At 55.3% G+C, this 26659-nt stretch carries 16 protein-coding genes; 6 read left to right on the top strand and 10 right to left on the bottom strand.

The window, feature by feature from the left end; genetic code table 11:
• Positions 1-7: 7 nt before the first annotated feature.
• From E4P00_RS28070 to E4P00_RS28050, 5 genes are all read left to right on the top strand, one after another.
• Entirely contained in the window at positions 8-4447 is a 4440-nt protein-coding gene (locus tag E4P00_RS28070; protein ID WP_348984621.1) for an Ig-like domain-containing protein, read from the top strand.
• A gap of 87 nt (positions 4448-4534) precedes the next feature.
• Positions 4535-6754, top strand: coding sequence for a type I secretion system permease/ATPase (locus tag E4P00_RS28065; protein ID WP_248133457.1), 2220 nt, complete (start codon positions 4535-4537; stop codon positions 6752-6754).
• 41 nt (positions 6755-6795) lie between these two features.
• Positions 6796-8070, top strand: coding sequence for an HlyD family type I secretion periplasmic adaptor subunit (locus E4P00_RS28060; RefSeq protein WP_248133456.1), 1275 nt, complete (start codon positions 6796-6798; stop codon positions 8068-8070).
• Positions 8048-9493 carry a TolC family protein gene (locus tag E4P00_RS28055; protein ID WP_248133455.1) on the top strand — a complete coding sequence of 482 codons (1446 nt, stop codon included), beginning with the start codon at positions 8048-8050 and terminating at the stop codon, positions 9491-9493. The genes E4P00_RS28060 and E4P00_RS28055 overlap by 23 nt, the downstream gene beginning before the upstream one ends.
• Positions 9494-9733: 240 nt before the next feature.
• Positions 9734-10114: a hypothetical protein gene (locus tag E4P00_RS28050; RefSeq protein WP_248133454.1), complete on the top strand. Its 381-nt coding sequence runs from the start codon at positions 9734-9736 to the stop codon at positions 10112-10114.
• 425 nt (positions 10115-10539) lie between these two features.
• Here E4P00_RS28050 and E4P00_RS28045 read toward each other — a convergent pair whose 3' ends face one another.
• The 10 genes from E4P00_RS28045 to E4P00_RS28000 form a co-directional block, all read right to left on the bottom strand.
• Positions 10540-10872 carry a hypothetical protein gene (locus E4P00_RS28045; protein WP_248133453.1) on the bottom strand — a complete coding sequence of 111 codons (333 nt, stop codon included), beginning with the start codon at positions 10870-10872 and terminating at the stop codon, positions 10540-10542.
• A 416-nt stretch (positions 10873-11288) separates the two neighbouring features.
• Positions 11289-12500: an EAL domain-containing response regulator gene (locus E4P00_RS28040; RefSeq protein ID WP_248133452.1), complete on the bottom strand. Its 1212-nt coding sequence runs from the start codon at positions 12498-12500 to the stop codon at positions 11289-11291.
• 125 nt (positions 12501-12625) lie between these two features.
• A complete protein-coding gene (locus tag E4P00_RS28035; protein ID WP_248133451.1) occupies positions 12626-12847 on the bottom strand; it encodes a hypothetical protein in 222 nt (73 codons plus the stop codon).
• Positions 12848-13035: 188 nt separating this feature from the next.
• Positions 13036-16065, bottom strand: coding sequence for an autotransporter domain-containing protein (locus E4P00_RS28030; RefSeq protein ID WP_248133461.1), 3030 nt, complete (start codon positions 16063-16065; stop codon positions 13036-13038).
• A 495-nt stretch (positions 16066-16560) separates the two neighbouring features.
• Entirely contained in the window at positions 16561-18030 is a 1470-nt protein-coding gene (locus E4P00_RS28025; RefSeq protein WP_248133450.1) for a hypothetical protein, read from the bottom strand.
• Positions 18031-18118: 88 nt separating this feature from the next.
• On the bottom strand, positions 18119-19444 hold the full coding sequence (locus E4P00_RS28020) for a TolC family outer membrane protein (protein WP_248133449.1): 1326 nt from the start codon (positions 19442-19444) through the stop codon (positions 18119-18121).
• Positions 19445-19446: 2 nt separating this feature from the next.
• Complete coding sequence (locus E4P00_RS28015; RefSeq protein ID WP_248133448.1) at positions 19447-20781, bottom strand: HlyD family type I secretion periplasmic adaptor subunit; 1335 nt, start codon at positions 20779-20781, stop codon at positions 19447-19449.
• Positions 20782-20881: 100 nt separating this feature from the next.
• On the bottom strand, positions 20882-22606 hold the full coding sequence (locus E4P00_RS28010) for a type I secretion system permease/ATPase (RefSeq protein WP_248133447.1): 1725 nt from the start codon (positions 22604-22606) through the stop codon (positions 20882-20884).
• 147 nt (positions 22607-22753) lie between these two features.
• Entirely contained in the window at positions 22754-24481 is a 1728-nt protein-coding gene (locus E4P00_RS28005) for a calcium-binding protein (protein WP_248133446.1), read from the bottom strand.
• 232 nt (positions 24482-24713) lie between these two features.
• Positions 24714-25664 carry an NADP-dependent oxidoreductase gene (locus E4P00_RS28000; RefSeq protein ID WP_248133445.1) on the bottom strand — a complete coding sequence of 317 codons (951 nt, stop codon included), beginning with the start codon at positions 25662-25664 and terminating at the stop codon, positions 24714-24716.
• 529 nt (positions 25665-26193) lie between these two features.
• Between E4P00_RS28000 and E4P00_RS27995 the strand changes: the two genes are divergently transcribed.
• Complete coding sequence (locus E4P00_RS27995; protein WP_248133443.1) at positions 26194-26646, top strand: DUF2388 domain-containing protein; 453 nt, start codon at positions 26194-26196, stop codon at positions 26644-26646.
• The last annotated feature ends 13 nt before the right edge of the window (positions 26647-26659 follow it).

Raw genomic sequence — 26659 nt, 5'->3', positions numbered from 1 at the left:
CAGCGGCATCGCCGAAGCCAACAGCAAGGTCACCGTGACCTTGCCCGATGGCTCGACCCAGCAAGTTACGGCGGGGGCGAATGGTGCCTTTGAAGTGACCAGCAACACCGCGCAGCCGAATGGCACGATCACCGCCGTTGCTACTGATGCGGCGGGTAACCCGAGCACCCCGGCCACAGTGAGTTTTGTTGCGAACAACACCGTTGATATCACGCCGCCGCCTACGCCAACCGGCCTGGTCGCAGTGACGTTGCCCGATGGTAAGGTCAAAATCAGCGGCATCGCAGAAGCCAACAGCCAGGTCACCGTCACCTTGCCCGACGGCACCACTCAACGAGTCACAGCGGGGGGCAACAGCACCTTCGAACTGACCAGCAACACTGCGCAACCCAGTGGCACAATCCTGGCCACGTCCACCGATGCGGCGGGCAATGCCAGCCTGCCAGCCACGGTGAACTTTGTAGTGGACAACACCGTTGATACCACGCCACCACCTGTGCCAACCGGCCTGGCCGCGGTGACCTTGCCCGATGGCAAGGTCAAGATCAGCGGTGTTGCCGAAGCTAACAGCAAAGTCACGGTGACCTTGCCCGATGGCAGCACGCAATTGACCACGACGGGGCCCAATGGCCTCTTCGAGCTGACCAGCAATGGTGTGCAACCTAATGGTACCGTCACCGCCACGGCCACAGACGCAGCAGGCAATCCGAGCGCGCCGGCTACGGTCAGTTTTGTTGCGGACAACACTATTGATGTGACGCCGCCGACCACTCCGACCGGCCTGGTTGCGGTGACCTTGCCCGATGGCAAGGTCAAGATCAGCGGCACTGCCGAAGTCAACAGCAAGGTCACGGTGACCTTGCCCGATGGTACTACCCAACAAGTCACGGCAGGGACCAATGGCGCCTTCGAACTGACCAGCACCACTGCGCAGCCTAATGGCACAGTCTCGGCCATCGCCACTGATGCTGCTGGCAACCCGAGCGCCCCGGCCACAGTGAACTTTGTCGCGAACAACACCATTGATGTTACGGCCCCAACCGCTCCGACCGGCTTGGCTGCGGTGACGTTGCCCGATGGCAAGGTCAAGGTCAGCGGCACTGCGGAGGCCAACAGCAAGGTCACCGTGACCTTGCCCGATGGCACCACGCAACAGGTCTCCGCCAGCCCCAATGGCACCTTCGAGCTGACCAGCAACACAGCGCAACCCAATGGCGCCATCCAGGCCATCGCTACCGATGCGGCAGGCCATGACAGCACGCCAGCGACAATTAACTTTGTAGCCGATGGCACGATTGATAGGACACCGCCGCCTGCTCCAACCTTCTTGGTGCAGGCGCAACCAGACGGCACAGTGAAAGTCAGCGGCACTGCAGAGGCCAACAGCAAAGTCACGATAACTTTGACCGATGGGGTCTCACACGAAGTAACGACTGGTCCAAGCGGCACCTATGAGCTGATCGGTACCACCCCTCAGAACATAACCGGCGATATCATGCTGGTCGTCAAAGATGCGGCAGGCAATCAGAGTCTGCCTATCGCGGCCCCATTCTCGCCGCTGCCAGCACCGGACGCGCCAATTTTCACTAATGTCACGACCGATCCGGGAAATGGCTTGGTAACCATAACGGGTACGGCCGTTGCCAATACCAAGGTGCGACTGACTTTCCCCGACGGCAGCGTCCAAGACATGACATCCAGTTCCACCGGTACGTTCAGCTTCACCAGTACCGGCCGGCAGGAAGCCGCTCATTTCAAGGCAGTGGCAATCGGTAACAACGGTCGCGAAAGTTTGCCAGCTATAGGCGATTATGTGGGCGACCCGGCTGTTACTTATAACGTCAGTGTCGAAGGATACATTGACAATGTCCCAACAGTGCCTGGGGATGCCGATGTGCGACAACCCACCAGCACACCCACCGACGATAATACGCCAACACTGTATGGCACCGCCCTTGGCGCAGGCATGACTGGGCAGGTCGTGGTGTTTGAAGGCACCACACAGGTCGCCGTCGCCAACCTCAATCGTGTCACTGGAGCCTGGACCGCCGTGCTTCCCGTGACGGCCGATGGCACCCACAACTATACGGTTCAGATCATCAATGCCCTGGGCACCAGCAAGACCACAACGCCTACCAGTCTGACGGTCGATACGATTGATCCGCTTGCACCGGTCATTACCCTGATGACGGTGACCGAACAGGGCACCACGGTGCCCCGCTCATTGGCCCTCACCGGCGGTAAAACCAGCGATAACACGCCCACTTTGTCGGGTACGGCAGAAGCTAACTCGACAGTCATCCTCTATCACCTGAATGCCGATGGGCGTGAAGCCGAGGTCGGAAGAGTCCAGGCTTCACCAACAGGAAGCTGGGTGTTTGAAAGTGATTTTCTGACCAACCGTTTACAAAACTTATACGTCAGAGCTCAGGACGCTGCCTCTAACATCAGTGTCAACTCCAACCAGGTAACGGTCGATATCGCTGGCCCTACGGAAGCACCTGCCAATGTCGTGAGCAGAAACATCTGGTCGGTCGATGGTGCGGGCGATGTTGACGGGGATGGTTTTGATGATATTGCCAGCGGCAGCTATGACAGCAACGGCGGTTTTTTGCGTGCCCTTTTACGCGGTAGCGATACGATCGAAACTGATGGCCCTAAGTTCTATAACAATGCCGGGGGTCTCTTCACCTACCACCAAGCGGGTGTGGGCGATATCAACGGCGACGGCTTCAATGACGTGGTCGCCATGTACGGCAATACAAACGGTACTGCCAACGGCACCGCTCGCTTGTACCTGGGAGCAGGTTCACTGGAAGGTGATTGGGCACCGACCAACCTGACCTCCGCACGCTTTGTCGCCTCCGCTGGCGATCTCGATGGCGATGGTCTGGCGGATGTGGTGTTGGGTGGCTCAGGGGCTTACGGCCAGAATTCAACGTCCAGTATCCGCTTTGGTACGACGGGCGCCACAGGTGCAGTGCAAAGTGGCTTCAATTTTGGCGCAGCGCAAAATGAAGTTGGAGGTGCCCCGTCGGCTGCCTTCAGTGGCGCACAGTACGTCACCTCGGCTGGTGATTTTAACGGTGATGGCATTGGCGATATCGTCACCGCACGCGGTATCACCTTCGGCCAGTCGGTCAGAGGTAACATCAGCAAGACAGCAAACGTATCCTGGGCAACCAGCTCCGGCGCGCTGGCCGCTAACCAGGCCCAAGCGGTCAGCGGGATCGGCGATGCCAACGGTGATGGCTATGCGGATGTCGCCGTGCATGACGGTAGAGGCGTATTTGTAGTGTTCGGCGGGCCACAGGCAACTAACTCACAAAGCCTGGTTCAACTGGACGCCGCGTGGTTGCAGTCCAATAACCGCGGATTCGCCCTCGACACCTCTTGGAGAAGCACTCAACCGACGACCTATGGAGACATTCGCGGCGTCGGTGATGTAAACGGTGATGGCCTGGCGGATTTCGCATACACCACCTACGGCAATACGCTGAATAATGGCACCGACTCCATCGGGACAGCGGGCCAGGGAGGCACCGGAAATTACTCTAACTCTTACCTTATTTTTGGCAAAACCGACACTGGGACCATTGATGTAAAAAACATGACCTCCCAACAAGGCACCATGGTCCCCAGAAGTCAGGCCGATGGCGCATCGATAGCGGGACGTATCGACCTCAATGGTGACGGTCTGGCAGATATCTATGTCGGTTCCTATTCCGGCGATGGCAAGTTGTTCATGGGCGGCACATCACTAGGCGCGGAACCTTCAGTGCGAATAGTCTCAACCACGGGCGTTGCCACTGGTGATGCAAACAGCAACTTCATCCAGGGCAGCGCCGGCAGGGACACCCTTTTTGGCAAAGGGGGCACGGACGTCATCTATGCCGGCATGGGTGATGACACCATTGTGTTGAATCAGGACAACCTCGCGCAATTGGCGGCGGGCTTCAATGCCAATGCCGGCACCCACGGGCGATTGGCACGTGTGGATGGCGGTAACGGTATCGATACACTCGCGTTTGAGCACGATGTGACCGCGGTTAACCTGACCACCATTTCCAATGCCAGCTTGGGCATGATCGAGTCTGGCGTCGGTCTGTCGCGTCTATCCAATGTCGAGCGAATCGACCTGCAAGGCTCCAACAAGGCCAAGCTGACCCTGGAACTCAAGGACGTTATGGATATGAACGCCGGTTTGAGCGCAATCAACAATAAAAACTTCAGCAGCGGGCTGGCTGACGGCGATATCAAACGCCATCAGTTGGTAATCGATGGCTCCTCCGACAATACCGTTGAAGTTAAAAACAGTGCGGAGTGGATCACGTCAAAAAGCTCGACCGTTTTCTCCGGTGGGCACGCTTACGATGTTTACAACAGCGTGGGTGAAAACAAAGGTCAGTTACTGATCGAGCAAACGGTAAATGTCACATGGGCATGAGTCGACGCTGAACCTCGTTGGCGGACAGGTCTCGAACGCCCCGCGCGTTTCGAGGCTTTTACGCTTCAGTTGTACAGGAGCCTGGTAATGCCTGCCGATTTAGAAATTAAAACAAACGACGATTTGATTGAAATGACCGAGTGTGCCGAGGAACAGGCAGACTCGTTGCTGTCGGCGATCCGCTCGCTGTGTGAACTGTATCACAAGGAGGTCAGTGAAACGGTGCTGTACGCCGGCCTGCCCCGCGGCAAGCGCCTGTCACCGGCTTTAGCGACGCGGATGCTTGAGCAGGTCGGCATCAAGGCCGGCTGGGTGCAGCGACCGCTGCCCCACCTGTCCGACTATCTGTTTCCGGCCGTTCAGGCACGTAAAGACGGCACCTACTGCGTCCTGCTAAAACGTACCGTGCAATCTGACCAGGTGACCTACGACGTCATTATTCCTGAGCATAACGGCCAGGTGACGATGAGCGAGGCGCAGGTGCAGGCACACTGTTCTGGGTACTTCCTGTTAACCAGCGTGGTGCCGAAATTGGACACCCGCAACGACAACGGCCTGCTGTCGCTGGACCAAGGCAAGTCACATTGGTTGTTTGCCGTGCTCTGGCGTTACCGGTTCTATTTCTACAGCGCGGCACTCGCGGCGCTGCTGGCCAACGTCCTGACCCTGGCCATTACCTTCTTCACCATGAACGTCTATGACCGCGTGGTACCCACACATGCGTATGTATCGTTATGGTCCATGGCCATCGGGGTTTTGATTGCCGTCAGCCTGGAGTTCGCGTCGAGACAGATACGTGCCTACCTGCTGGACGTGGCCGGGAAAAAGGCTGACCTGATCATCGGTGCGCGGCTGTTTCGCCAGGTCATGGCGCTGCGCCTGGAAAGCAAACCGGGTTCGTCCGGGGCCTTCGCCAACCAGTTCCGTGAGTATGAGGCGGTGCGTGACTTCGTCACGTCCGCCACATTGGCGACCTTGTCGGACTTGCCATTTTGCATCTTGTTTCTGGGCATCATTTACTTGATTGGTGGGCCATTGGCGCTGGTCCCCATTCTGGCGGTGCCGGTCATTCTGGTACTCAGTATTGCCTGCCAATGGCCGCTGTCACGTTATATGCAGGAAAACATCCGTGAAATTTCCCTACGCCAGGGCCTGTTGATCGAAACTCTCGAAGGTCTGGAAGCGCTGAAGGCTTCGCGTGGTGAAGGTGTGATGCAACAACGCTGGGACGATTTCAGCGCGCTGGCCACCGCCTCGGCGATGAAGAGCCGTTTCCTGTCGAGCCTGATCACAAACTTTGTGATGTTCGTACAGCAGATTGTCACCGTATTGATCGTGCTCTGGGGGGTCTACCTGATCCATGCGGGTGTACTGACCATGGGCGCGATGATCGGCGTGGTTATCCTTTCTGGCCGCTCGCTGGCACCACTGGGCGCGGTGGTCGGTTTGGCCGTGCGCTACCAGCAAGCCAAGGCCGGCATGAAGTCCTTGAACAGACTGATGAGCCTGCCCCTGGAGCGCGAGCACGGCGCAGCGTTTCTGCAGGCGCCGCGTTTCGACGGCAGCCTCAGCCTGCATAAAGTCAGTTACTCCTACCCTATACCCGGTGCGATTGCGGTGCCCAAAGCGCTGGACAATATCAACCTGAACATCAATGCCGGCGAGCGGATCGTGATCCTCGGCAACATCGGCAGCGGTAAGTCCACCCTGCTCAAAATCATGGCTCGACTCTACCGCCAAAGCGAAGGCCGACTGGCTATCGACGGTGTGGACGCCTCGCAAGTGGACCCCTCGGATTGGCGGGCGGCAGTAGGTTATGTCGGCCAGGACTGCCAGCTGTTCTACGGTTCCTTGCGCGAAAACGTGATGATCGGCAGCCCCGGTGCCAGCACCCAGCATTTCCTGCGGATTGCCCGCATGACCGGGCTTGACCGTATTGCCGCGCGCCATCCACAGGGTTACGAGATGCCAGTGGGCGAGATGGGTCACAACCTGTCTGGTGGGCAGCGCCAACTGATCGCCCTCGCCCGCTGCTTGATGTTGGAGCCGAAGATCTTACTGCTCGATGAGCCCACAAGTGCAATGGACGGCTTGAGCGAGGCCCAGTTCATTCGCCAGTTGAGTGAACTGAGCCAGGTACACACCCTGATCATCGTCACCCATCGCATGTCGATGCTCAGCCTGGCCGACCGCCTGATCGTGCTCGAAGACGGCTGCATTGCCGCCGACGGGCCCAAGGCGCAAGTCATCGCTGCCCTGAATGCAAATGGCCAATCCGGGGCTTCGCCGGCGAGTACGTTGCCGTAAGTACTCGATATTTCACAGTTGGTTTTTTAGGTAAGCGACCCATGTCGTTAAAAAAATTCAAGAGCTTTCTCGGGGCGGATAAAGCAGGGCCTGGGCTAAAACGCAACTTCGCCGTGCGAGCCGAAGATGAATCGTTCATGCGCGATCTACAGGGCGCGCTGATCGAGCAGAAAACACCCGCCAGTGTGCTGGTGCTATGGCTTATGGCAACGACGGTGGTGGCGGGCCTGGTGTGGGCACATTTTGCCAGAGTGGAAGAGGTAACCGTTGGTGAGGGCCGGGTTATTCCAGCCAGCCGCGAGCAAATTATCCAGAGCCTGGAAGGCGGGATCATGAAGGAGCTGTTTGTCAAAGAAGGACAGGTGGTGGAACAGGGCCAGGTCTTGTTGAAAATCGATCCGACCCGAGTCGGTGCCAGCTACGGAGAATCCTTGTCGCGGGTGGAGGGCCTGAAGGGCGCGATCGCCCGTTTGCGCGCCGAAGCTTATGACAAACCCTTGGTTTTTCCTGAGGAGATCGCCCACAGCGCCTCGATTGTCCGCGACGAAACCCAGGCCTACAACGCCCGGCAAAAGACCCTGCAGGACAGTGTCAAGGCCCTGCGTCGCAGCCTGGACCTGGCCGAAGGTGAGGTTCGACTATCAGCCCCCATGGCGAAACAGGGGTTGGTTTCCGAAGTCGAGATCATGCGTCTGCGCCGCCAGGCCAACGAGTTCAACCTGCAGATCACTGATCGCATCAACCGCTTCCGCTCTGAAGCCAACAACGAATTGACGCGCTCGGAAAGCGAGTTGGCGCAGGCGCTGGAAGTGCTCAGAGGGCGTGAAGATGTGATGAACCGTACATCCATCACGGCGCCGGTGCGCGGCACGGTCAACAACATCCGGGTCACCACCCGTGGAGGGGTGATCCAGCAAGGGGCTGAAATCATGACCCTGATTCCGCTGGAGGATCGCCTGATGGTGGAGGTGAAAATCCAACCTGCCGATGTGGCCTTCATCCACCCTGGCCTTGAGGCAACGGTGAAGATCACGGCCTACGACTATTCGATTTATGGCGGTTTGAGCGGCAAGGTCGAGCACATCAGCCCCGATACCCTATTCGATGAAGCCAAGGCCCGCAGCGGGCGGGAAAACCCGACCTATTACAAAGTCTATGTGCGCACCGATCGTGCCGCATTGGAAGCGCGCGGGCATTCATTTCCGATTATCCCCGGGATGATTGCCAGCGTGGATATCAAGACCGGCGAGAAGACGGTTTTGTCGTATTTACTCAAGCCGGTGTTGAAGGCGCGTGAAGCGTTTCGGGAAAGGTAATGTGAACAGCCCACTACTGAGTTTCACCAAAACCACGTTATTTTCGACCCTGCTGATGGGTTTTTATGCCACATGCATTCCGGCAGCGGTGGCTGGCGAGGCAGATGCCTCAGCTAACCGGTTAAATACCGAGCACACAACCGACTTGTCGGCAAGGTTGTCCTCCTCCACCTGGTTACGTGACGGCGGGCACTCGGGCAGCAATGAGTTGCGTGTACTGCTCAGGGACATGGTCCGCAAGGCTCTGCTGCACAGCCCGGAAGTTCGCGTGGCGAACGCCAATGAATCCGCCGCTGGCTACGACATCGACGATGTCAAAGGCCGCCGTTGGCCGCAAGTGCGCCTGGGTATGAACACGGCCTTGACCCGGGATCAGAGCCGTTCTGACCGCAGCGCTTCGGGCGACACCGCCGGCACGGTCAATGTCACCACCAAAGTGTGGGACTGGGGCAAGAATGCCAATGAGCTGCGCACCGCCAAAGCGGCTCTGGGTTCCGCCGAACAAACGGGGTTGGTGGAGCGCGAACAGGTGGCGTTCGATACCAGTTCTGAATTGGTCAACCTGGTGCGTTACCAGATGAGCATGGTCGTCGCCGAAGACTACGTACAGCAGATGAGCAGTCGGGTAGAGATGCTGTTAAAAATCACCCAAAGCGACAAAGGCAGGACCAGCGAACTGGTGCAGGCCCAGGCAAAGTTTCTTTCCGCGGTGGTCAGTCGAAAACAGCTAGAAAACCAACTGGAACTAACCCGGATCAAATTGCACCGCTTACTGGGAGAAGATGCTCCGACCATGCCCGAACGGATGGCACTGATTGGCAGCGTGACAAGTGACCCAGCCAAAGCGCTGGCAGCCCTGAATCATCACCCGCTGTTACTTCGCCTCAAGGCTCAAGCCGAGATGGAAGATGGTCGCGTCGAGTCGATTAAGGCCGATGGGTTGCCGGGATTGAATTTGGTCGCACGCAAGCAACAGAACGCTATAAACGGTTCGAATAATGATGTAGACCGCAATGACGACTGGTATGTCGGGTTTGATGTGGAATGGCAGGCGTTCAGCGGTGGTTCCAACAAAGCGGCTCAGGCGGCGGCCGGTGCCCGCAGAAGCGCGGCACTGGAACAGTACGAAAAAGCTCGCGAGGATCTGAGTCAGGAAATAAACCGGTTGGCCCAAAGCCGCACGACCGCCGTGCAACTGGCGCAGGAATATCAACGCCTGTCGGTGGAGACCGACCGGGTGCGCAAAATGTTCTATGACCAGTGGTATAACCTCGGCAAGCGCACCCTGCTCGATGTGCTGGTGGCTGAGAATGATCATTTCAATAGCCAGCTGCAGACCATCAATAACACCTGTGACAGTGTGATCGCTGACTTGAGTATCTTGTCCAGTTCAGCTTTATTACTGGGGTATCTGGCCCTGTAAAAGCGCCCTGTGACTCATGTGAACGCCGTCATTGACCCTGTAGTTCGTCTCGGTTCCTTCCAAGAAGCAAGCCGAGCACGCACGACAAGAAGCCAGCGCCCCTAGTCAGGCTGCACAATTTGTCTAGCTAATCTTTGTACGTGACATGCGGGTCAGAGACGCCGATCTACGACCCCGTAGGCGTTCATTGCATGCAACCTTCCATGGTATTTTTACAGCAGTTTGACAGGCCACCTGTGGATGACTGAAGGTGAGCAAACTGCACAAATAATCATTTTTAGTCGTGACGGGGAATGCATGAAAGGTACGATTGGGATCGATGCGCATGGTGACGGGATGCGCTTTTACGGAAAGTTCAAGAAGGAACCTGTCGTCGTTGCTGCAGACTGCCGAGTCTATGAGCTTGCTGACTTTTACAAAGGCAAGAACGAAAGTATAGAACTGCGTAGCGGTCGCACCGGTGAGCTGGTCGGTGAATACCAACACATCGCCATTGTTGGAGACTCGCAGCCACAGCATTGCAGCATGGTTGAGGCCTGGATTTTTGATATGGATTTACGCAAGCCGGTTAAGGTAATCAGCTACAGCTGTATGTTCTGGGATTTTGATGCGCAGATATAACCTGTTAATTAACTGATGTCATCGCGCGTGCAGAATGGCTCTGTGTTCAGGGCAGCATGTAAAGCTTTTCAAGCGTGACACGACGGAGAAAGACCGACGACAATTTTAGTCGGTTTTTATTGCTTGCTGATTTCCACTTTGACATTATCGAATCTCCACCCCTGACCCAACTCTCTATTCCTCTCGTTTGAGATTGGGTTGAGGGGGGGCTGGGCACAATAATTACGATGAGGTATGCCAGGAAAGTTGTCAAATTCAAGTTTTATGATGAGGCGAATAGATTAATCATAGACGCCTCTAATAGGGTTCGAGACAGTGAGCCAAGTGACAGCTGAAATTTTTTTGCTAACCCATGCTTTATATCACTGATACCGGTCGCCACGCCTAATAAGGAATGGTTATTCGTAGCCCACTGTCTGCTATAGTCAGCGACTCAATCGTCGCTGCATTTTGGCAGGAGAGTCGCTATGTCTGGCTGTGATAAACACCCGAACCATGATCACGAACACAAGGCTGGTTGTGGACACACCGCGATAAAACATGATGGACATGTGGACTACGTTCATGACGGACATCTGCATCATGTTCATGGTGATCACGTTGACGAGCATGTGTTGGCCGTTAACCAGACTAACCCTGCTCAGTGCACGCCTCAGCACGATTGCGGCGCTCATTCTTCGGACCATCAGCACGGGCCGGATTGCGGCCATGAAGCGGTGCCCCACGGTGATCATATTGATTATCTGGTGGATGGTCATTTGCACCATCCCCATGGCGGTCACTGCGACGACCATGGGTTGGTTGAAGTTGTTAAATAAGCAACAGCTTCTACAGCCCCCCACCGCCCGCGCTGCACATGGCCAGGTGACGAAGCGAGTACTGCCAGGACGCAAGGCAACGCGGAATCAACCCAGCTATCAAGCTGGGTTTTTACTTCCGAATTTTGTGCGTGAAACCATAGCCAGGATTAGCTTTCTGGCAGGGTCTGGACGCGGCCTCACGGTAGTCACGAGTTATGAAAAAATCTCGTAAGCGTCCGGTCTACACCCTCTTGAACCTCAGACCTTAACGCGCTTCAAACACCGATTGACGCGCTCCCCTTTTTAAAGCGTTGGGTCGAACGTAGCGCCTGATGCGGCACCAGGAGTGGGTCCAGGGAACTACTGATTACAAGTCAGTGGCGCACGTTCCTGGCGTTTGCCTGAACATCCAGCCATGTCAATAAATGGGTCTGTTCCATCGGTTTGGCGAACAAATAACCCTGCCCTTTGGCACACCCCAGTTTGAGCAACTGTTGATACTGCTCCGCGGTTTCGATGCCTTCGACCACAACGGATAACTTCAACGCTTCGCCCAGCGCCAGTGTGCTGCTGACGATGATCTGGCTACGCGGATCGTGTTCCAAGTTACGGATAAATCCTCCGTCAAGTTTGATCTCTGTAAACGGCAAATGAGACAACCGCTGCAGTGACGAAAAGCCGGTGCCAAAATCATCAATCGATAAACCACACCCCATTATCCGCAAACGCATCAGGTTTTCCAGGCTGATGACCGTAGCCTGCAACAGGCTGCCTTCGGTTAACTCAAACGTCAAACCTGAAGCAGGCATGCGATGAGCAACCAGACGCTGTTTGACGCTTTGCACCAATTCGACGTTCGATAACTGCGAGGGCTCGAGATTGAGAGCGATGCTGAGTAGATGTCCGCGATCCCATGCCAACTGCTGAAATTCCAGACTTTGGTCCAATTGGGAGAACAGCAGTTCATCGATCAGCCCAGTCTCTTTAAGAACCGGCATAAAGACAGCAGGGGGCAACACGCCTTTGGTAGGGTGATGCCACCGAGTGAGTACCTCCACGCCATAGGTCTCACCGCTCAACAGGTGCACCTTGGGTTGAAAGTAGGCTTTCAATTGCTGGTCGCGAAGCGCTTCGCGAACTTCTTGCTCATCGCATAGATGCGTCGGCGGTAATGCAGCGCCCTCGCCTCCGATGGCTTCGCGCATGTGCTTTTCCAACAGCCCTTCCAGGGCATCCATCTGCAGTGGTTTGTTTAGATCCCCCAGCACGACCAGCCCCAGCATCGTTACCAGCCTGTGGGCCGTCCGGCGTACATCCTCGGTCAACGAACTGTTGATGATCACGGAGCTGACCAGCCCCGCCTTGGCCGCAAGGTGAAGAAACTCAAGGCCGTCCATACCGTCCAGTCGCAGGTCACACAGGGCAATGTCCACGGGACCTACTTTTTGCAGTATTTCCAGCGCATCGGCGCCACCGGAAGCGCTGAAGACTTCCTGGCAACCCAGCTCGTGCAACATATTGATCGCCATCGTGCGTTGAGAACCGTGGGTCTCAAGTACAAGAGCGCGCACTGGGCGCATCGGCATGAATAAACTCCACCAAGAGTATTGATTGTAGATAGTCCCTTACAGGGCTTGGAAAAACACACGTCGAGTGATGCTCAGAGATATCCTCAGCAAGCGTATAAGCCGATTGGATAACTGACCTGGGATCAAACGTCACCTTCGCGCAGATCAAACTCGTGCTGCCTCAGGCTTCGCCATGCTCCGGCATTTCCTTCGCTCAAGAGATACGAAAGCGCCCACTCAACTGTAGGAAATTTCACCAAATCGCCGAGCGACATTGAGAACCCATCTTCGTCTGACGCTTCTTCAATCGCCGGATTGCTGTTGCCGAAGCAATTCTGTCTCAGATGAGCGCGCAAGGGCGCCATCACACCATCAGTAAACGCTTGCGACGTGTCTGATTAAGTTCGCCGGCGTGCTCGCCATCGACAAAGGAAATTTGTTTCACCCGAGCCTACCGTCGTGTCGGAGCAGGTGTTCTTAAATGAGTTCGGGCTGGATACCATCAGAGGCGAACTGCCCAAAATAGTCATCCAGCCCGACGTTACAACTACGGTTAGAAGCGAACCGTCACGCCCGCATTCACCGAATTGAAACGAGTGTCGGACCCGAACTGTCCTTGATAGGACAGATTCAGATCGGTCTGCCGGTTCAATCGCAGTTTCGCCCCCACTTCAGTCAAGGCCGTGTTGCGGGTTTGAGCAACACCCTGTACTTCAAAGTTTGGACCACCGGCAAAGCTCTGAGTGTTGCGCGGATCCAGATCTCCAAAGGCTCGCCGCCAGCCCAGTGAGCCATAGACCTGAGTGTCCAGGTTCGCTACACGGAAGTTTGTCGACGCACGCAGACCGAGTGTCGAAAAGACAGTGTTTTGCTTATCGCTGGATAGATTCAGTGCCGCCGCTCCGCCTTTTTCGTGCAGATCCTTGGCTTCGTAGCGCACGTAAGAAAGGCCGGCGAAGGGTTCCAGAACCACGCTGCCAAATGGTATGCGGTAGGCCGCTTCACCGCTTGCCTGCAGCGATTGAGCGTTACGTTTGCCAGTGAGGTGGTCACTGAAGCCTGCAAAAGCAACATTGCGCTCGCTCTCTATACGGTGCCAGGTGTAACCGACGTCAGCGCTTAGGCGCAGGGCGTCGATCTGAGCACCGGTATAAAGACCCAGATGATAGTTATCGCTGTGGCCCTCGGCATCACGGTTATCAGCATCGAACTTCGAGCGGCTGTAGCCGCCGTAGACGCCGCCGCGCCAATCTGGATTGAAGCTACCGTCAGCACCGAACAGCAGGCCGCCGGTACTTTGGCGCAGGCCGCCTGCGCCGTTATGGCCACCCAACTTGGTCCAGTTACCAAATGGCTGCACCCAGGCACCGTTCTCGGCAGGTGGCGTGCTGGGCATCAGGTTGAGTGCCATGGCTGGCACGCGCAACGTGCCGGTATCAAGCAGATTACGCACACGAGTCCCCAGCACTGCAGATACCACTTGGCTATTGGCGATCAGAGCCGTCGAAGTACTGCTGTGATAGTCACCGGATAGTTGATCTGCAGCGTTACGAGCACTTTCAGCATCCAGAATCAGCAAGTTGTTGTAGAGGCGCAGGGATTCGCCGCTCTGCTGCAATACGCTCAGCGCGCCAGCTGTATTGAACTGGTTTTGGGTCAGCATGACTGTCTGGAAGATGCCCGGAGTTGGTACGGGTTCAGGTGTTGGCTTTGGTGTGGGGGTTGGTTCTGGCGTTGGTGTAGGTTCCGGCGTCGGGGTGGGCGTTGGCTCTGGCGTTGGAGTAGGTGTTGGTTCTGGCGTCGGGGTGGGTTCCGGCGTTGGTGTGGGTGTCGGTTCTGGCGTTGGTGTGGGTTCCGGCGTTGGTGTGGGTGTTGGTTCTGGCGTTGGTGTGGGTTCCGGCGTCGGCGTCGGTGTCGGCTCCACACTTTTTTGCTCGATGGTGAGGTTCAGGTCGTTGGCAGTGCGCTGTAGCCCGACATTCAGGAACGCCGAGTTGGTAAACGCCTGGGCATAGGCAGCGCCGGCGACAGCGCCATCCACCAGACCGCCCTGAGCGGAGAGCAGGGTGTAGGTTCGACCGCTTTGATAGCTTTGCGCGGGGTCCAGCGCAGTCACGTTGACCTGCGTACCACGCAGGGTGGCTGTGCCACTCACATTGACCTTGTCTGCCCGACCGTCGCCGGCGATGTCTGCGGCGTAACGTGAACCGGCGGCCATGTCGAGGTCGCCTTGAATGGCCAGTGTGCCGGCGGCGCTTTCTCCGGGCGATAGCGTACCGCCAGCAGCTACCTGCGTGGCGCCCACTTGACCGACGCCGGCGAGAACGCCGCCATCCAGTACCTGGGCGCTGTTGGTATAAACCCCGAACTCATTGCGTCCCACGATGCCGTTGACCACGAGGGTACCGTTCCCGACGCTCAGCCGTGAAAGACTTTGGGAACTGGCCGTGTTGCCGCGCTGATTGATCTGATCGACGTTCCCCGCCAGCACCAGTCGACCACCGCGTACCACCACGTTACCTGACAGCGCCGTGAGATCGCCGCTCAAGGAGGTATTACCGTTGAACGCATACACTCGGCCCGTTCCGCTCAACGTGTTGGCGAGCTGGAGGTTGGTGTCCGTATGGTTGAACGCCAAGTGCCCGTTCCCGGTGCCGAAGCGAACGGTGGTTTGCGGGTCGAGTCGGCCTGCTGCCTGAGGTGCTCCGGCAGTCACGGAATCGACATCAGTACGGCCAGGGTCCGTCACGACAGGACCGCCAATAGCAAGCGTGCCCCGTGTCGCAGTGTTGATGTTGCTTAGGGTACTGATAAGAATACCGTTAGTGGCACTCAGCTCGGCACCGTCGGCGAGAGTCAGGTAAGTACGAGCATCGCTGGTGCCAAGCGTCAAGGATTGCGCTGCCAAGCGTGTGCCTGGTCCGGAAATGTTCACGTGATTGCTGCGGCTGGTGATGGCCGAACCTAACGAAAGTGTATCGCTTGTCAGCACCGCGCCGTTTTCAAGAGTGAGGTCATTTCTGTTCCTGAAAACACCACTGTTGTCCCACCGGGTACCTGCGCCGGAAAGCTTGACGACGGAGTCGATGTCTACCTGCTGGCTGTTGATTTTTCCGCCATCATTGGCCGTTATGCTCGATTTATAGACAAAAACTCCACCGGCCTTGATGTTGACCGCGTCGACCAGGGCGTCCTGGCCACTCACCAGCAGCTGCGCGTTCGAAAATGCGTTGGAGCGGGAACCATTCACGTCACCCAAATCCAGGTCTCGCACCGATACTTGCCCCCCGTTGCGGACAGTCAGATCGCCTTGGCCGACACCGCCGATCACGATCGTGTTACCGAGCACGAATGAGGTACGTGGCACGATCCAGCGCGAGCCCGCGCCTTCGACGACGACGCTGGCCTGGGCCGGGTTGACACCCGTCAGGCTGGCTTGACCCACGATATCGCCGCCGTTACTGGTTACCGTTGCGCCGCTTTTGATCGTAAGAGTGGCGGTGTTGCCGTCCGTTGGGCTGACATCGATCAAGCCATCGATCACTCGGTCACTGCTAAAGGTTTCCCGGCCATTGGTGAGCACATAGTCCGCTGCCTGAACCTCTTGAAACAGTGCTAAGGTGATCGCGAAAGCGAGAGGGGATATCCTTGATAAGGGGTTCATAGCGACTCCTGATACTCCATAAGACCACGAGGGTGGCTGCCAGCCCTGAGGGCTAAAGCGTTTGCGTTCGGCAAGTTGCCAACAAAGGGAGTATTGGGACACCAAATTGAAATGGATATAGCACACATGTACTAGTGTGCCGCCTTTACGTAAGTTTCTAACTTCGGCGCTGCTTATGCGGCGGGTCAGTGCTTGGCGTGATCGCATTAGCGCTCAGAACACCGTGCTCAATGAGGAGGAGAATTGAACTGAGGCGACGTATAAGATCAGTCAGAACGGTCAGGCCAGCCCCCTATTACCCGTCACAAATAAAAAAGCTGCTTTTTTAAAAAGCAGCTTTTAATTTATGACGTGGCCGTCTACATCCCGACCCGAACGAGGACCTGTCAGTTTATTAAGCGTGAGAGGTCACTCTTACGTAATGTCAAAATTTGCATGGCTGCCCACCAGTTGGACTTCTGGCACCTCGCCGTTGTGAGGTGCGGACGACACCTCAAGTTTTATAAAAATTCCCTTATGATCGGACGGCCATTTGGACATACCCTTGCTCAAGATAACATCATTTGGCGAACCGCCCTTCTCAATAAGTTCCCCACTGACATAAAACCCCTCATTCCCAACAAGGTTGGCGCCGACAGGCCTGATCTCAGTGCCTTGGCCCGACTTTATGAAGGTAAAATCAATCCTATCCCTGTCATCAACAGGTGATCCTTTAAAACTTCCACCGGCCGCTTCACTCGCCCACGTAAAGCCAGGATTTTTTACAGGGTCAGGATACACCGCACGAAAGGTGTCGAGATACGCTGAATCTGTTAATTTTTTTGTGGTATCCCATTGATATATCACCCCATTATGACCGTACAAACCGCTCGTTGCCTCTGTCCAATCTTGATGAGAAGGCTCATTGAAGTCACCAGTTATCACATGCGCCAAATGGGCATAATTTTTGTCATGATGCGCTATGACCTTACTGATTTCTTCCTGGCGACTAGAGGATTTGTTGTGTTCCCTAAGTGTTTCCAGATCGGTAACCGGCGTACCGGCTGTGCCTTCATAGCCTTTTTGCTCCAAACCTCGCGGCAGCCAGGCAGTGTATTTCTCTGCCGGCAAATGCACGCTATCCAAGTGGATGTCGCCGTTTGAAACATCACCCGAGTTATCGAGGTCCAGGATCGTACTGGTTCCTCCCGCCGCATTAGCCTTTGTTTCTAACAATGAATATTTAGAGATTGTGGCGGTTGTTCCATTCATCGCGTACTGATAGAGACCATCCGACGAATGTTTATTCATATACGCGACCAATTCCTTAAGCCGGCTATCATCCCCTGAAATCAAATTTCCAGTTTGAATACCGACTAAATGTATAGGCGCCTTTATGACTGCCTCAAGCGCGCCCTCAGCCATATCTTTCCCTACAATCGCGCCGGTTACCTCCACCACTGCCTTAAGCACTGTTCCCGCCGCCGAAACTTTAACTTCAACTGCTTTTCCAACTGCGGGAGCTACAATAGTAGCTACTACCACACTCACAGCACTGGTTGCAACACCAACAATACCTTTTACCCAATTGCCGAAAACGTTGCCAACATAAGGGACCCCATCTAAAATATCAGCAGCAACATTCGCCACCTTCAACGGCACCTGATTAAGCAAGTCTGCAACATTCGATACCTGTGTAGCAGCCTCTGCGTTGGCCAACGAAGGGAGCTCATCCACCCTTCCTGAGCCAAACAACCCCTGGGAAACTTCAGGCAGCACAGAAACATCAGCATTTTGCGCTAATAAAATATCCCCCAATATTTTAATTTGCTCCTCCGCTGAACCTGGCCCACCTCTGCCCATGTTCAAAGTATTCATCGTATACACACTGAGCACTGTTTTCATATCAGACCCTCTTACTTAATTTATTAACGCACATGATATTATTGATACACGTTTCAAAAATCCTGATACGTAAACAACTACACTCTACTCATGGGGCAAGCCCAAACACCCCATCTACTCGGGCCAAGTCAATATCGCGCAGGTTGCCCGCGTAGTAATGCAACTTCGTCCAGGCCATCAGGTAGTCGTATCGAGCCTGGGCCAGGTCGCGGCGGGTGCTGTAGAGCTGCTGCTCGGCGTTCAGTGCATCAAGGTTGACCCGCTCGCCGCCGAGGATGCTTTGCTTGGTCGACACCACCAGCGCCTCAGCGGAAGCCAGGGCCTTTTGATAAGCCCGCAGCCTACTCACACCCGACAGGCAAGCGTTAAACTGGCGACGCAGTTCGATCAAGGTTTCGCGGGTCTTGCCTTCGAGCTCGTACTCGGCCTGCTCCAAGGCTCGGCTGGCCTGACGCGTAGAGGCCGACACTCCACCACCGGCATAGATCGGCACGCTGACCTCAACACCGATGGTGTTGGTAGCGTAGCGGTCATTAACGGTGTTGCTACTGTCAGACTCTTGTTGGCGGGACGTCGCGTAGGCCATGACCCGCGGCAAGTGCCCGGCACGGTTACGTTCCACTTCATAACGTGCTACGTCCAGTGATTGGCGCTGGGAAGCCAGCACGGGGTTGTTGGTAAGTGCGAGCTCATGCCAAGCGTGGTAGTTGGCAGGGGTCAGGGGGAAGGTTTCAAAATGATGATTGAGGGGCGCGAGGTCGGTAATGCTGACACTGTAGACGCCCATAAGGGCGCTCAGCTCCCTGAGCGACGCGTCTTGTTCATCCAGTGCCTGTATCTCTTCAGCGATGGCCAGTTCATAACGCGACTCGGCTTCCAGAATATCCGTCCGGGTCCCCTCGCCTTGCCGGAACAGATGCTGATTCTGTTGAAACTGTTGCTCGAAGGCCTTCTTCTTGGCGCGTGCGATATCGATCTGGTCCTGAGCAAACAATGCCTGGGTATACAACGTCAATACCCTGACCAGCAATGCTTGACTCTTGTCGCGAAAGTTTTCATCGGCAAACAACGCCTGAGCTACGCCTTTCCGGTAACTGGCATAGGCTTCGTAGTCGAACAACGGTTGCTGCAGAGTGAATGTGGAGCCGAAACTTGTGTAATGACGGTCCTCACGACCGCTGCGCCCGCTTAAGGTGGCCTCGGAGTCATTACGCCCTTTGTTGTAGCTATAGGACAAGCGCGGCAAAAGCCCAGCGCGACCAATCGCACGGTTTTCCAAGCCGGCATCACGCTCTTTGATGGCGCCGAGAAACACCGGGTCGTTACGCAGTGCCTGCTCATACACGTCGAAGGGGCCCATGGCGGCCTGGGCGCAGCCGCACGCAAACAACAGCGCAATGAACACTGGCTTCATGTTCATTGCTCAGTCAACGCGGAGCCGGCACGATCCAGCAGCGGCTTGAATAGATAATTGAGCAACGAGCGCTCGCCGGTACGCACGAACATCTCAGCCGGCATCCCAGGCTTGATCACCAGGCCATGGAGTTTTTCAAGGGCGCTGTCACTCACCGCGGTGCGCAGAACGTAGTACGGCTGCCCGGTTTTTTCGTCAAGCATCTGGTCGGCGGATATCAGGCTGACTTCACCAGGGACGCGCGGCGTGCGGTTCTGATTGAACGCGGTGAACAGAATGTCCACCGGCAAATGAGTACCGACCTTGTCCACCAGATGCACAGGCAAATGCCCTTCCACCTCCAGGCGCGTATCCTGAGGCACGATCTCCAGCAAAGTTTCGCCGGCACGCACCACTGCACCAATAGTGTGCACGCCAAGATTGACTGCAACGCCATCGGCCGGGGCGTCGATTTCACTGTGCTGCAAGTTGAATCCAGCTGACGCCAACTGTTGCTCCAGGGTCAGGTTGCGCAGTTGCGCATCGGCCAGTTGGCTGCGCACGTCCTTTTGATATTCCTCGACGTGCTGCTGCAACTTGAGTGTCGATTCACGGATGCCGTGCTCCACTCGCCCGCTTTCTCCGGTGTTTTGCGCCAGGCTTTGTTGCACTTGGGACAATTGCCGCTGGAATTCCATCAGCCGGTTGCGAGGGATATAGCCATTATCGGCCAAGGGTTGCAGGTTGCTCAGTTGCTCGCGCAGAGATTGCGCCTGGGCCATGAGATCGCTGTGGGCACGGCGCAGGCCGCCCAGCTGCGAAGTTGCCCCCTCGATACTGGCGCGAATACCCGCTTGTTCGCGGGCGAATGCTTCTCGACGGCTGCTGAACAGTTGGCGCTGCCCTTCCAACACCAATGCCAGAGCAGGATCGGGGTTAGCACTCAGCTCAGCCGGAAAGACAACGCTGGTGTGGTTGTCACGCTCACTCTGCCAGCGGGCGGCACTCGCCCACGCCGCGCGATACTGAGATTGCAGCGACTGCACATCAGCTTGACTTTGCGTCTGGTCAAGACGAAACAACGGTTGGCCCTGTTTTACGACCTCCCCCTCACGTACCAGAATTCGGGTGACCACGCCGGGGCCAAGGGTTTGCACGGCCTTGCGTTTGCCCGACACAACGACAGTGCCCTGTACTGAAATACCTTGATCGAGTGGCGCCAGGCTCGCCCAGAGAAAGAAGCCACCAGCACCTACTACCGTCATCAGCCAGCCCATGCGGACGAAGAAACGTGCGTCGCGCTCAGGGTAAGCCCGGTCATGGTTCTGATTCATTTGGCTACTGTTGTCGATGCTCATATCCCTGGTTCCTTTGCTGGCAGGTACACAACCTTCAGGAGCGCGTTTGCTCGCGGAAAAATCGCAACCGCCGCCTCTATCCAATTCGGGCAAACCATCGCTAATGTCCTTCGCGAGCGAGCCCGCTCCTGCCTTGAGATGATGACTGTTGCTCGGACAATGCATGCAGCACCTGTTGGCTGGGGCCGAACGCCTGCAAACGCCCTTCGTTGAGTACCAACAACTTGTCGGCCTGGACCAAGGCCGAAGAACGATGAGTGACCAGCACCACAGTGCTGCCCTGGGTTTTCATCTGCACAATGGCGCTGGCCAAAGCGGCTTCGCCAATCGCATCGAGGTTGGAATTGGGCTCATCGAGAACGATCAACCGGGGGGTGCCATACAGTGCCCGGGCCAGGGCCACCCGTTGCTTCTGCCCACCGGACAGGCCGCTGCCACCATCCCCCAGTAAAGTGTCGTAGCCCTGTGGCAAGCGCAAAATCAGTTCGTGTACACCTGCTTGCTCTGCAGCCAGCACTACCAGCCGAGGGTCGGCTTCGCGAAATCGCGCGATGTTGTCGGTGATACTGCCGCTGAATAGCTCGATATCTTGCGGCAGATAGCCGATATGCGGCCCCAGATCATCGCGAGGCCAACGGTGGATGTCCGCAGCGTCCAGACGCACAGTGCCTGCCAAGGTCGGCCAGACGCCCACCATGACCCGCACCAACGTTGACTTACCGGAGCCGGAAGCACCCAGCACGCCCAATACTTCGCCTGGAGCCAGACTGAAGCTGACTTGACTCAAGGTCGCAACGCGGCGTCCCGGAGGCCCGGCCGTAACCTGCTCGAAACTGACCTGCCCCTTAGGCGCAGGCAAGGCCATTTGTTCATCTTCACCCGCAAACTCCTGCAGCAGGCTATCAAGACGTTGATGAGCCAACTTGGCCGCGCTCCATTGTTTCCATACAGCGATCAATTGATCGATGGGACTCAATACCCGGCCCATCAGGATAGAACCCGCGATCATCATCCCTGCGGTCATATCACCCTTGATCACCAGCAGAGCCCCCAAACCAAGGACCAAAGATTGCAAGCACAGACGTAATGACTTGCTCAGCGAGCTAATGATCGAACCCGTATCGCTGGCTTTGTTCTGCAAGCCGAGGAACCGGGAGTGCACCCCATACCAGCGTTGGCGCAAGACACTGAGCATGCCCATGGCCTGGATGGTTTCAGCATTGTGCAGATGGCTGGTGGCCAATTGCGTAGAGCGCTGGGAATAACCGCTGGCTTCGCCTAATGGCTTTTTGGTCAGGTATTCGTTCAGGCATGCCAGGGCAATCAACAGCACAACGCCCGCCGTAGCCAAAACGCCAAGCCAGACGCTGAACAGAAAAATCACAAACAGGTAAATCGGGAACCACGGCGCATCAAAGAAAGCAAACAGCGCTGGCCCGGTGACGAATTGGCGCAGATGGGTCAAGTCCCCCAGGGATTGTCCGGCGTGTCCCTCACCCCGCTTCAGGTTACGTTCGAACGCGGCCTTATACACCCATAAATTAAAGCGCCGCTCCAACTGACTGCCGATGCGGATCACGATAAAACTGCGGATCACTTCCAGAACGGCAATAAAGATAAAGAACCCCACCACCATCAGCGTCAGCATGACCAGGGTGGTCTCGTTCTGGGAAGACAGAACGCGGTCATACACTTGCAGCATGTAAATCGAAGGCACCAACATCAGCAAGTTGATCAATGCCGTAAAACAACCAACGCCGATCAGACTACTTTTATAATCGCCGAGGGCTTTGAACAATGGTGCACCGGGAGAGGTCTTCGCCATGCTGCTAACATTTCCTTAGCCAATATACGCGCACTCGCATGCCGAGGGCCTGAATAACCAATGGCCCACTATCAAGATACGCCGACGGTTTTTTTTCAAAAAGCTCGTAAACGAGCCGGCGGGACCGACTCGTTTCATTCCCATCGATCAGGCAATGACCACGCCAGCACTGGAAAGGCTATCGAGACCAACGCCCACTAACGTGACCGAGCTATCGCCAAATTGCAGGACCGTATCGTTACCCACCTCTGTTGCAAAAGAACGATAGTTAACATCCTCGTGGACGCCATGAACGCCAATGAACGTCAAGTTATCCGCAGCGCGAAAACCAAAAATCTGGTCATGACCAAAATCGGCATTAAACAAAAATGTATTAACGCCCCCGCCCTGCGAGTTGAGGACGTCATTCCCCTCACCACCGACAAACACAGTGTTCGACTTATGACTGCTGAGCAGGTCGTTTCCGGCCTTGCCAAACAGCCAATCACCATTAGTCGTAGCGGTCAGGTGGTTATTACTCGCATTGCCATTGATTGAATGTTCATAGCTGGTCAGGGTGTTCCCAGTACGCAAACCATCGACTGTGACGTCCCGTTTAATAGTATCTCTCCCCCCCAAAAACCACCAAAAGTTGGGCTCTTGCGTGTTCAACGTGGCAATATCGCTGAGGATACTGATCGCCCCTTTACTGTCACGGACATACAAAGTATTAGGCCCATCATTCAAACCGTCTTTGGCGCTGTCATAAGCCACTTTAAACTGGCTGAGAGAGCCTTGTAGATTCATACTATTATGGCCTTCCCCCCCAAGGATAACGTTGTATCCACCACTGTCCTCAAAAACATCATTACCCTTACCGCCCTCGAGGAAGTCGGTACCACTGCTCCCGCGTAACTTGTCGTTACTGTCGGTACCCAAGGTAAATGTCGGACCACTTTGAGTAGCACCGTAACGCCCCAGGTTTTCTACCCAGGTTGTCTCTCGCACACTTTGCGAGAGCTGGGAAACGATAATGGTTGAATCCTGATGGGTAAAATCGTAGAACTTCGATTCGAGGATTCTCAACATATAACTAGCAATTTCAGCTGGATTGTGTACCAACCATGACAAGGGGTTGGCCACGGACTGAGGTAAAAAATTATGCCAGTAGTCGGCGTAGTGATTATTGAAACTGATGATGTTATCGGTTGTACTGGAACCCGCATTATCATGGGTAAAAAAGCTACCAAGCGTTAGTTTTCCATTCTCCATCATCCGATAGACAGGATCGTTCTCCGCCCCTACATTCATCACTTTTTGCGTAGCGCTTTGAGTGGGTGAAACCACGGCGACATAACTGGAGTCTTTATAAAAGCCACCCCACTTCTGATCACTAAGATCAGCCATGCTATTGACCGCCATCCCACCTAGGCTGGCACCGGTGACGATGATGTCCTTACCCGTCAATCCATGTTTTGTCGCATACTCGGCCACAGAAGAAAGCAGCTTGCCAAACGCCAGAAAAGGATAGTTCGTACCGAACCCCTGAGGATCCAATGCCGCATGAATATTATTGGCGAAGTCTGCGATAAAGTCCCAGCAGCCTAGAGGGCCTCCGGTGCCAAGAAAGGCCACGCCAATTGAGACAAGATTTCCCTGCGCGTCATATTTTCCCGAAATTTCTGCTTCCGCTGTACCGACCAGATCCTGTTCACCGAAAAAGGTGCCCTGTTTGTCGGTTTTACCTTCGTACTGCAATTCCTTTGCCGAAATTTGCGTCCAGTCAGCCCCAGGAGTTTGTACAAGTCTCTGTGCATAAGAGATCAGGTCATAAACATCCCGGAACAAAGCAGTAGAGTTCTCGGTGCCGATTTTTTTATAGTCGAAAATAGCCACAGCGTTACCTCTTTTTTTTGTTATGGAAACACTTTTCGGTAAGCGCTCTGTTTACAGCGCGAACCATTTATCTTCTGACACGCCATCGCCGGGAAGTGAAACAACCGCGGCTCACCCCCGCGGTCAATTGCAAGCAGAATTTATGCTCTACCGATTTTTTTGAAATGTATGTGGGAAATTTCACCAAAGTCGTGTATTTCCCTGCTGATGTTCGAAGTCACCAGACGGTTGCTCAAGGCTTCAGAACAATCTTGCCTTGGAGACCCCCACGCGCCAATAACACATGAGCCTGGGCCACATCCGCAAGGTTGAGTACGCTCGAAACGAGAATCTTGCGCCCCTTGGCCACCAACTCACGGGCGAATCGCTGCAACCGCGGCCCGTCGAACTCGACGATGACAGGAGTAAACCGCTCAATGGCGTCGGCGGGTGGGTTTATGAAAGGCAGGACGGTGGAGGCGAAGTAACCACTCGCAGACAAATGAGCAAACAGTCGCTCAGCAACCCCACCACCGACAGTGTCGGCCACATAGTCGAAAGGCCCGGCTGCCTGGAGCGCCACATCGTCCGAAAGATCAATAACCCCTGCTACCGGAAGGTCGGCAACCGCATCCCTGCTGCCTGGCCGGATACCCGCATAGACAAGCGCACCAAGATCCTTTGCCGCGAAAACCGCCGCGCGCCCTACCGACCCTCCCGCTCCGGCCACGAGAACCTTAGAACCCGCCCGTGGCTTGAGGCCCCGCTCTATCAGTTGAACACCGGTCAGGACGCCGGTAGGCAGTGCCGCCGCATGACACAAATCGATTCCATCCGGCAAGATGACCAACAGGCTCGCCTGGGTAATAGCCCACTGCGAATATGCTCCTGTCGTCAGCATGCCAATGACCTGATCACCTGGCACTAATCCGACAACCCCTTCGCCTACAGCATCGACAATGCCAGACACGTCACTGCCCAGGCAGGCCGGAAACACCAGTGGTACGAACGCCTGTAAAAAACCTTGCCGCAAATTTATGTCGAATGGGTTCACTGCTGCTGCGGCCACTCGAACGCGAACTTCGCCAGGGCCGGGTAATCCTATTTCAATTTTTTCTACGCGTAACTGCTCACTCCCTCCATATTCATAAATCAAGGCGGCTGTGGATAGCTCTGGTTTCGTCTGCGTTGAAGGTTGACGCATGGCTCATTCCTTAATGTGTTCAGATAGATGAATCAGTAAGCCAATCCATTTCAATATTCGATAGGCAAATGCACTATGAACATTCAAAATCAAAAGAGGGATGTTTGCGCAAGTGTGCTGAACACTACCAGAAGACGATGCCATTTATATCTGGACCCAGCGCGCCAAGCTTTCACATGCAGAGTCTTTCCCACCGAACAGCCACGGCGCTATCTGTCGTGTATAAAATAGAGGCACTTCAGCTGACATAATTAGCACACGATTCACTGATCATTTAAAAAGTATGTTGTGCTGATTTTTTTTAGCTGTATATGGGAAATTTCACCAGGATGCTCACGAACCGATCTTGACACATGACGCTTTGTGAACCTTGCTCAGCGCCGTCCGAAATGCATGTGTTGCCCTTTCAAGTCACTCCAGTATCTCGCGCATATCAGAAAGCACGAGGGGTGCAGCGATACGCAGTGCCTCATCTCAGTGAAACTTCCCACAGCCACTGTCAAAAAAAAAGGTCATATCACAAACACCAATGGGCAAAGATCACTTTCCAAAAGTGGCCTGCCTTCGCGAAGAGGCCAGACATCTGAGCGCTAATCCACCGCATCATGGAAAATACCTGATCATGAAAAAGCACAGGCGCCTACTTAAAAAGGTCTATTTAACTGATGTCTGCATCATCATGCTCTTCGCCGTCCCCTGCGTAGCGGCAGGAAATAACGCTTCTGGCCTCTCAAAACAAGTGCCGTCGGTGACCACCTACTACGTAGGGCTCGCGAGCGTTGCGACCAGCGTGACCACCTATGAAAGCAAGCTGTTCAACCAATACAGCTATGCCAAGGAGGACGCCGCCGCGTTTGTCGCATCCGAAGGGAGTATTCATGGCGTCCACTTGGAGCGTGCCTGGCACAGTTATCTGGCGAGCGAGCACTCGCCAAAGCTAGTGCAAACGGCTTTTGCCAGACAGGTGCTGATATGGAATTAGCAACAGCTGTTTT

The organism is Pseudomonas sp. B329 (genome assembly GCF_023127835.1).
Taxonomy (GTDB): domain Bacteria; phylum Pseudomonadota; class Gammaproteobacteria; order Pseudomonadales; family Pseudomonadaceae; genus Aquipseudomonas; species Aquipseudomonas synxantha_A.
Note: the sequence above shows the minus strand (reverse complement) of the source record. Positions and strands in the feature narration are given on the sequence as shown.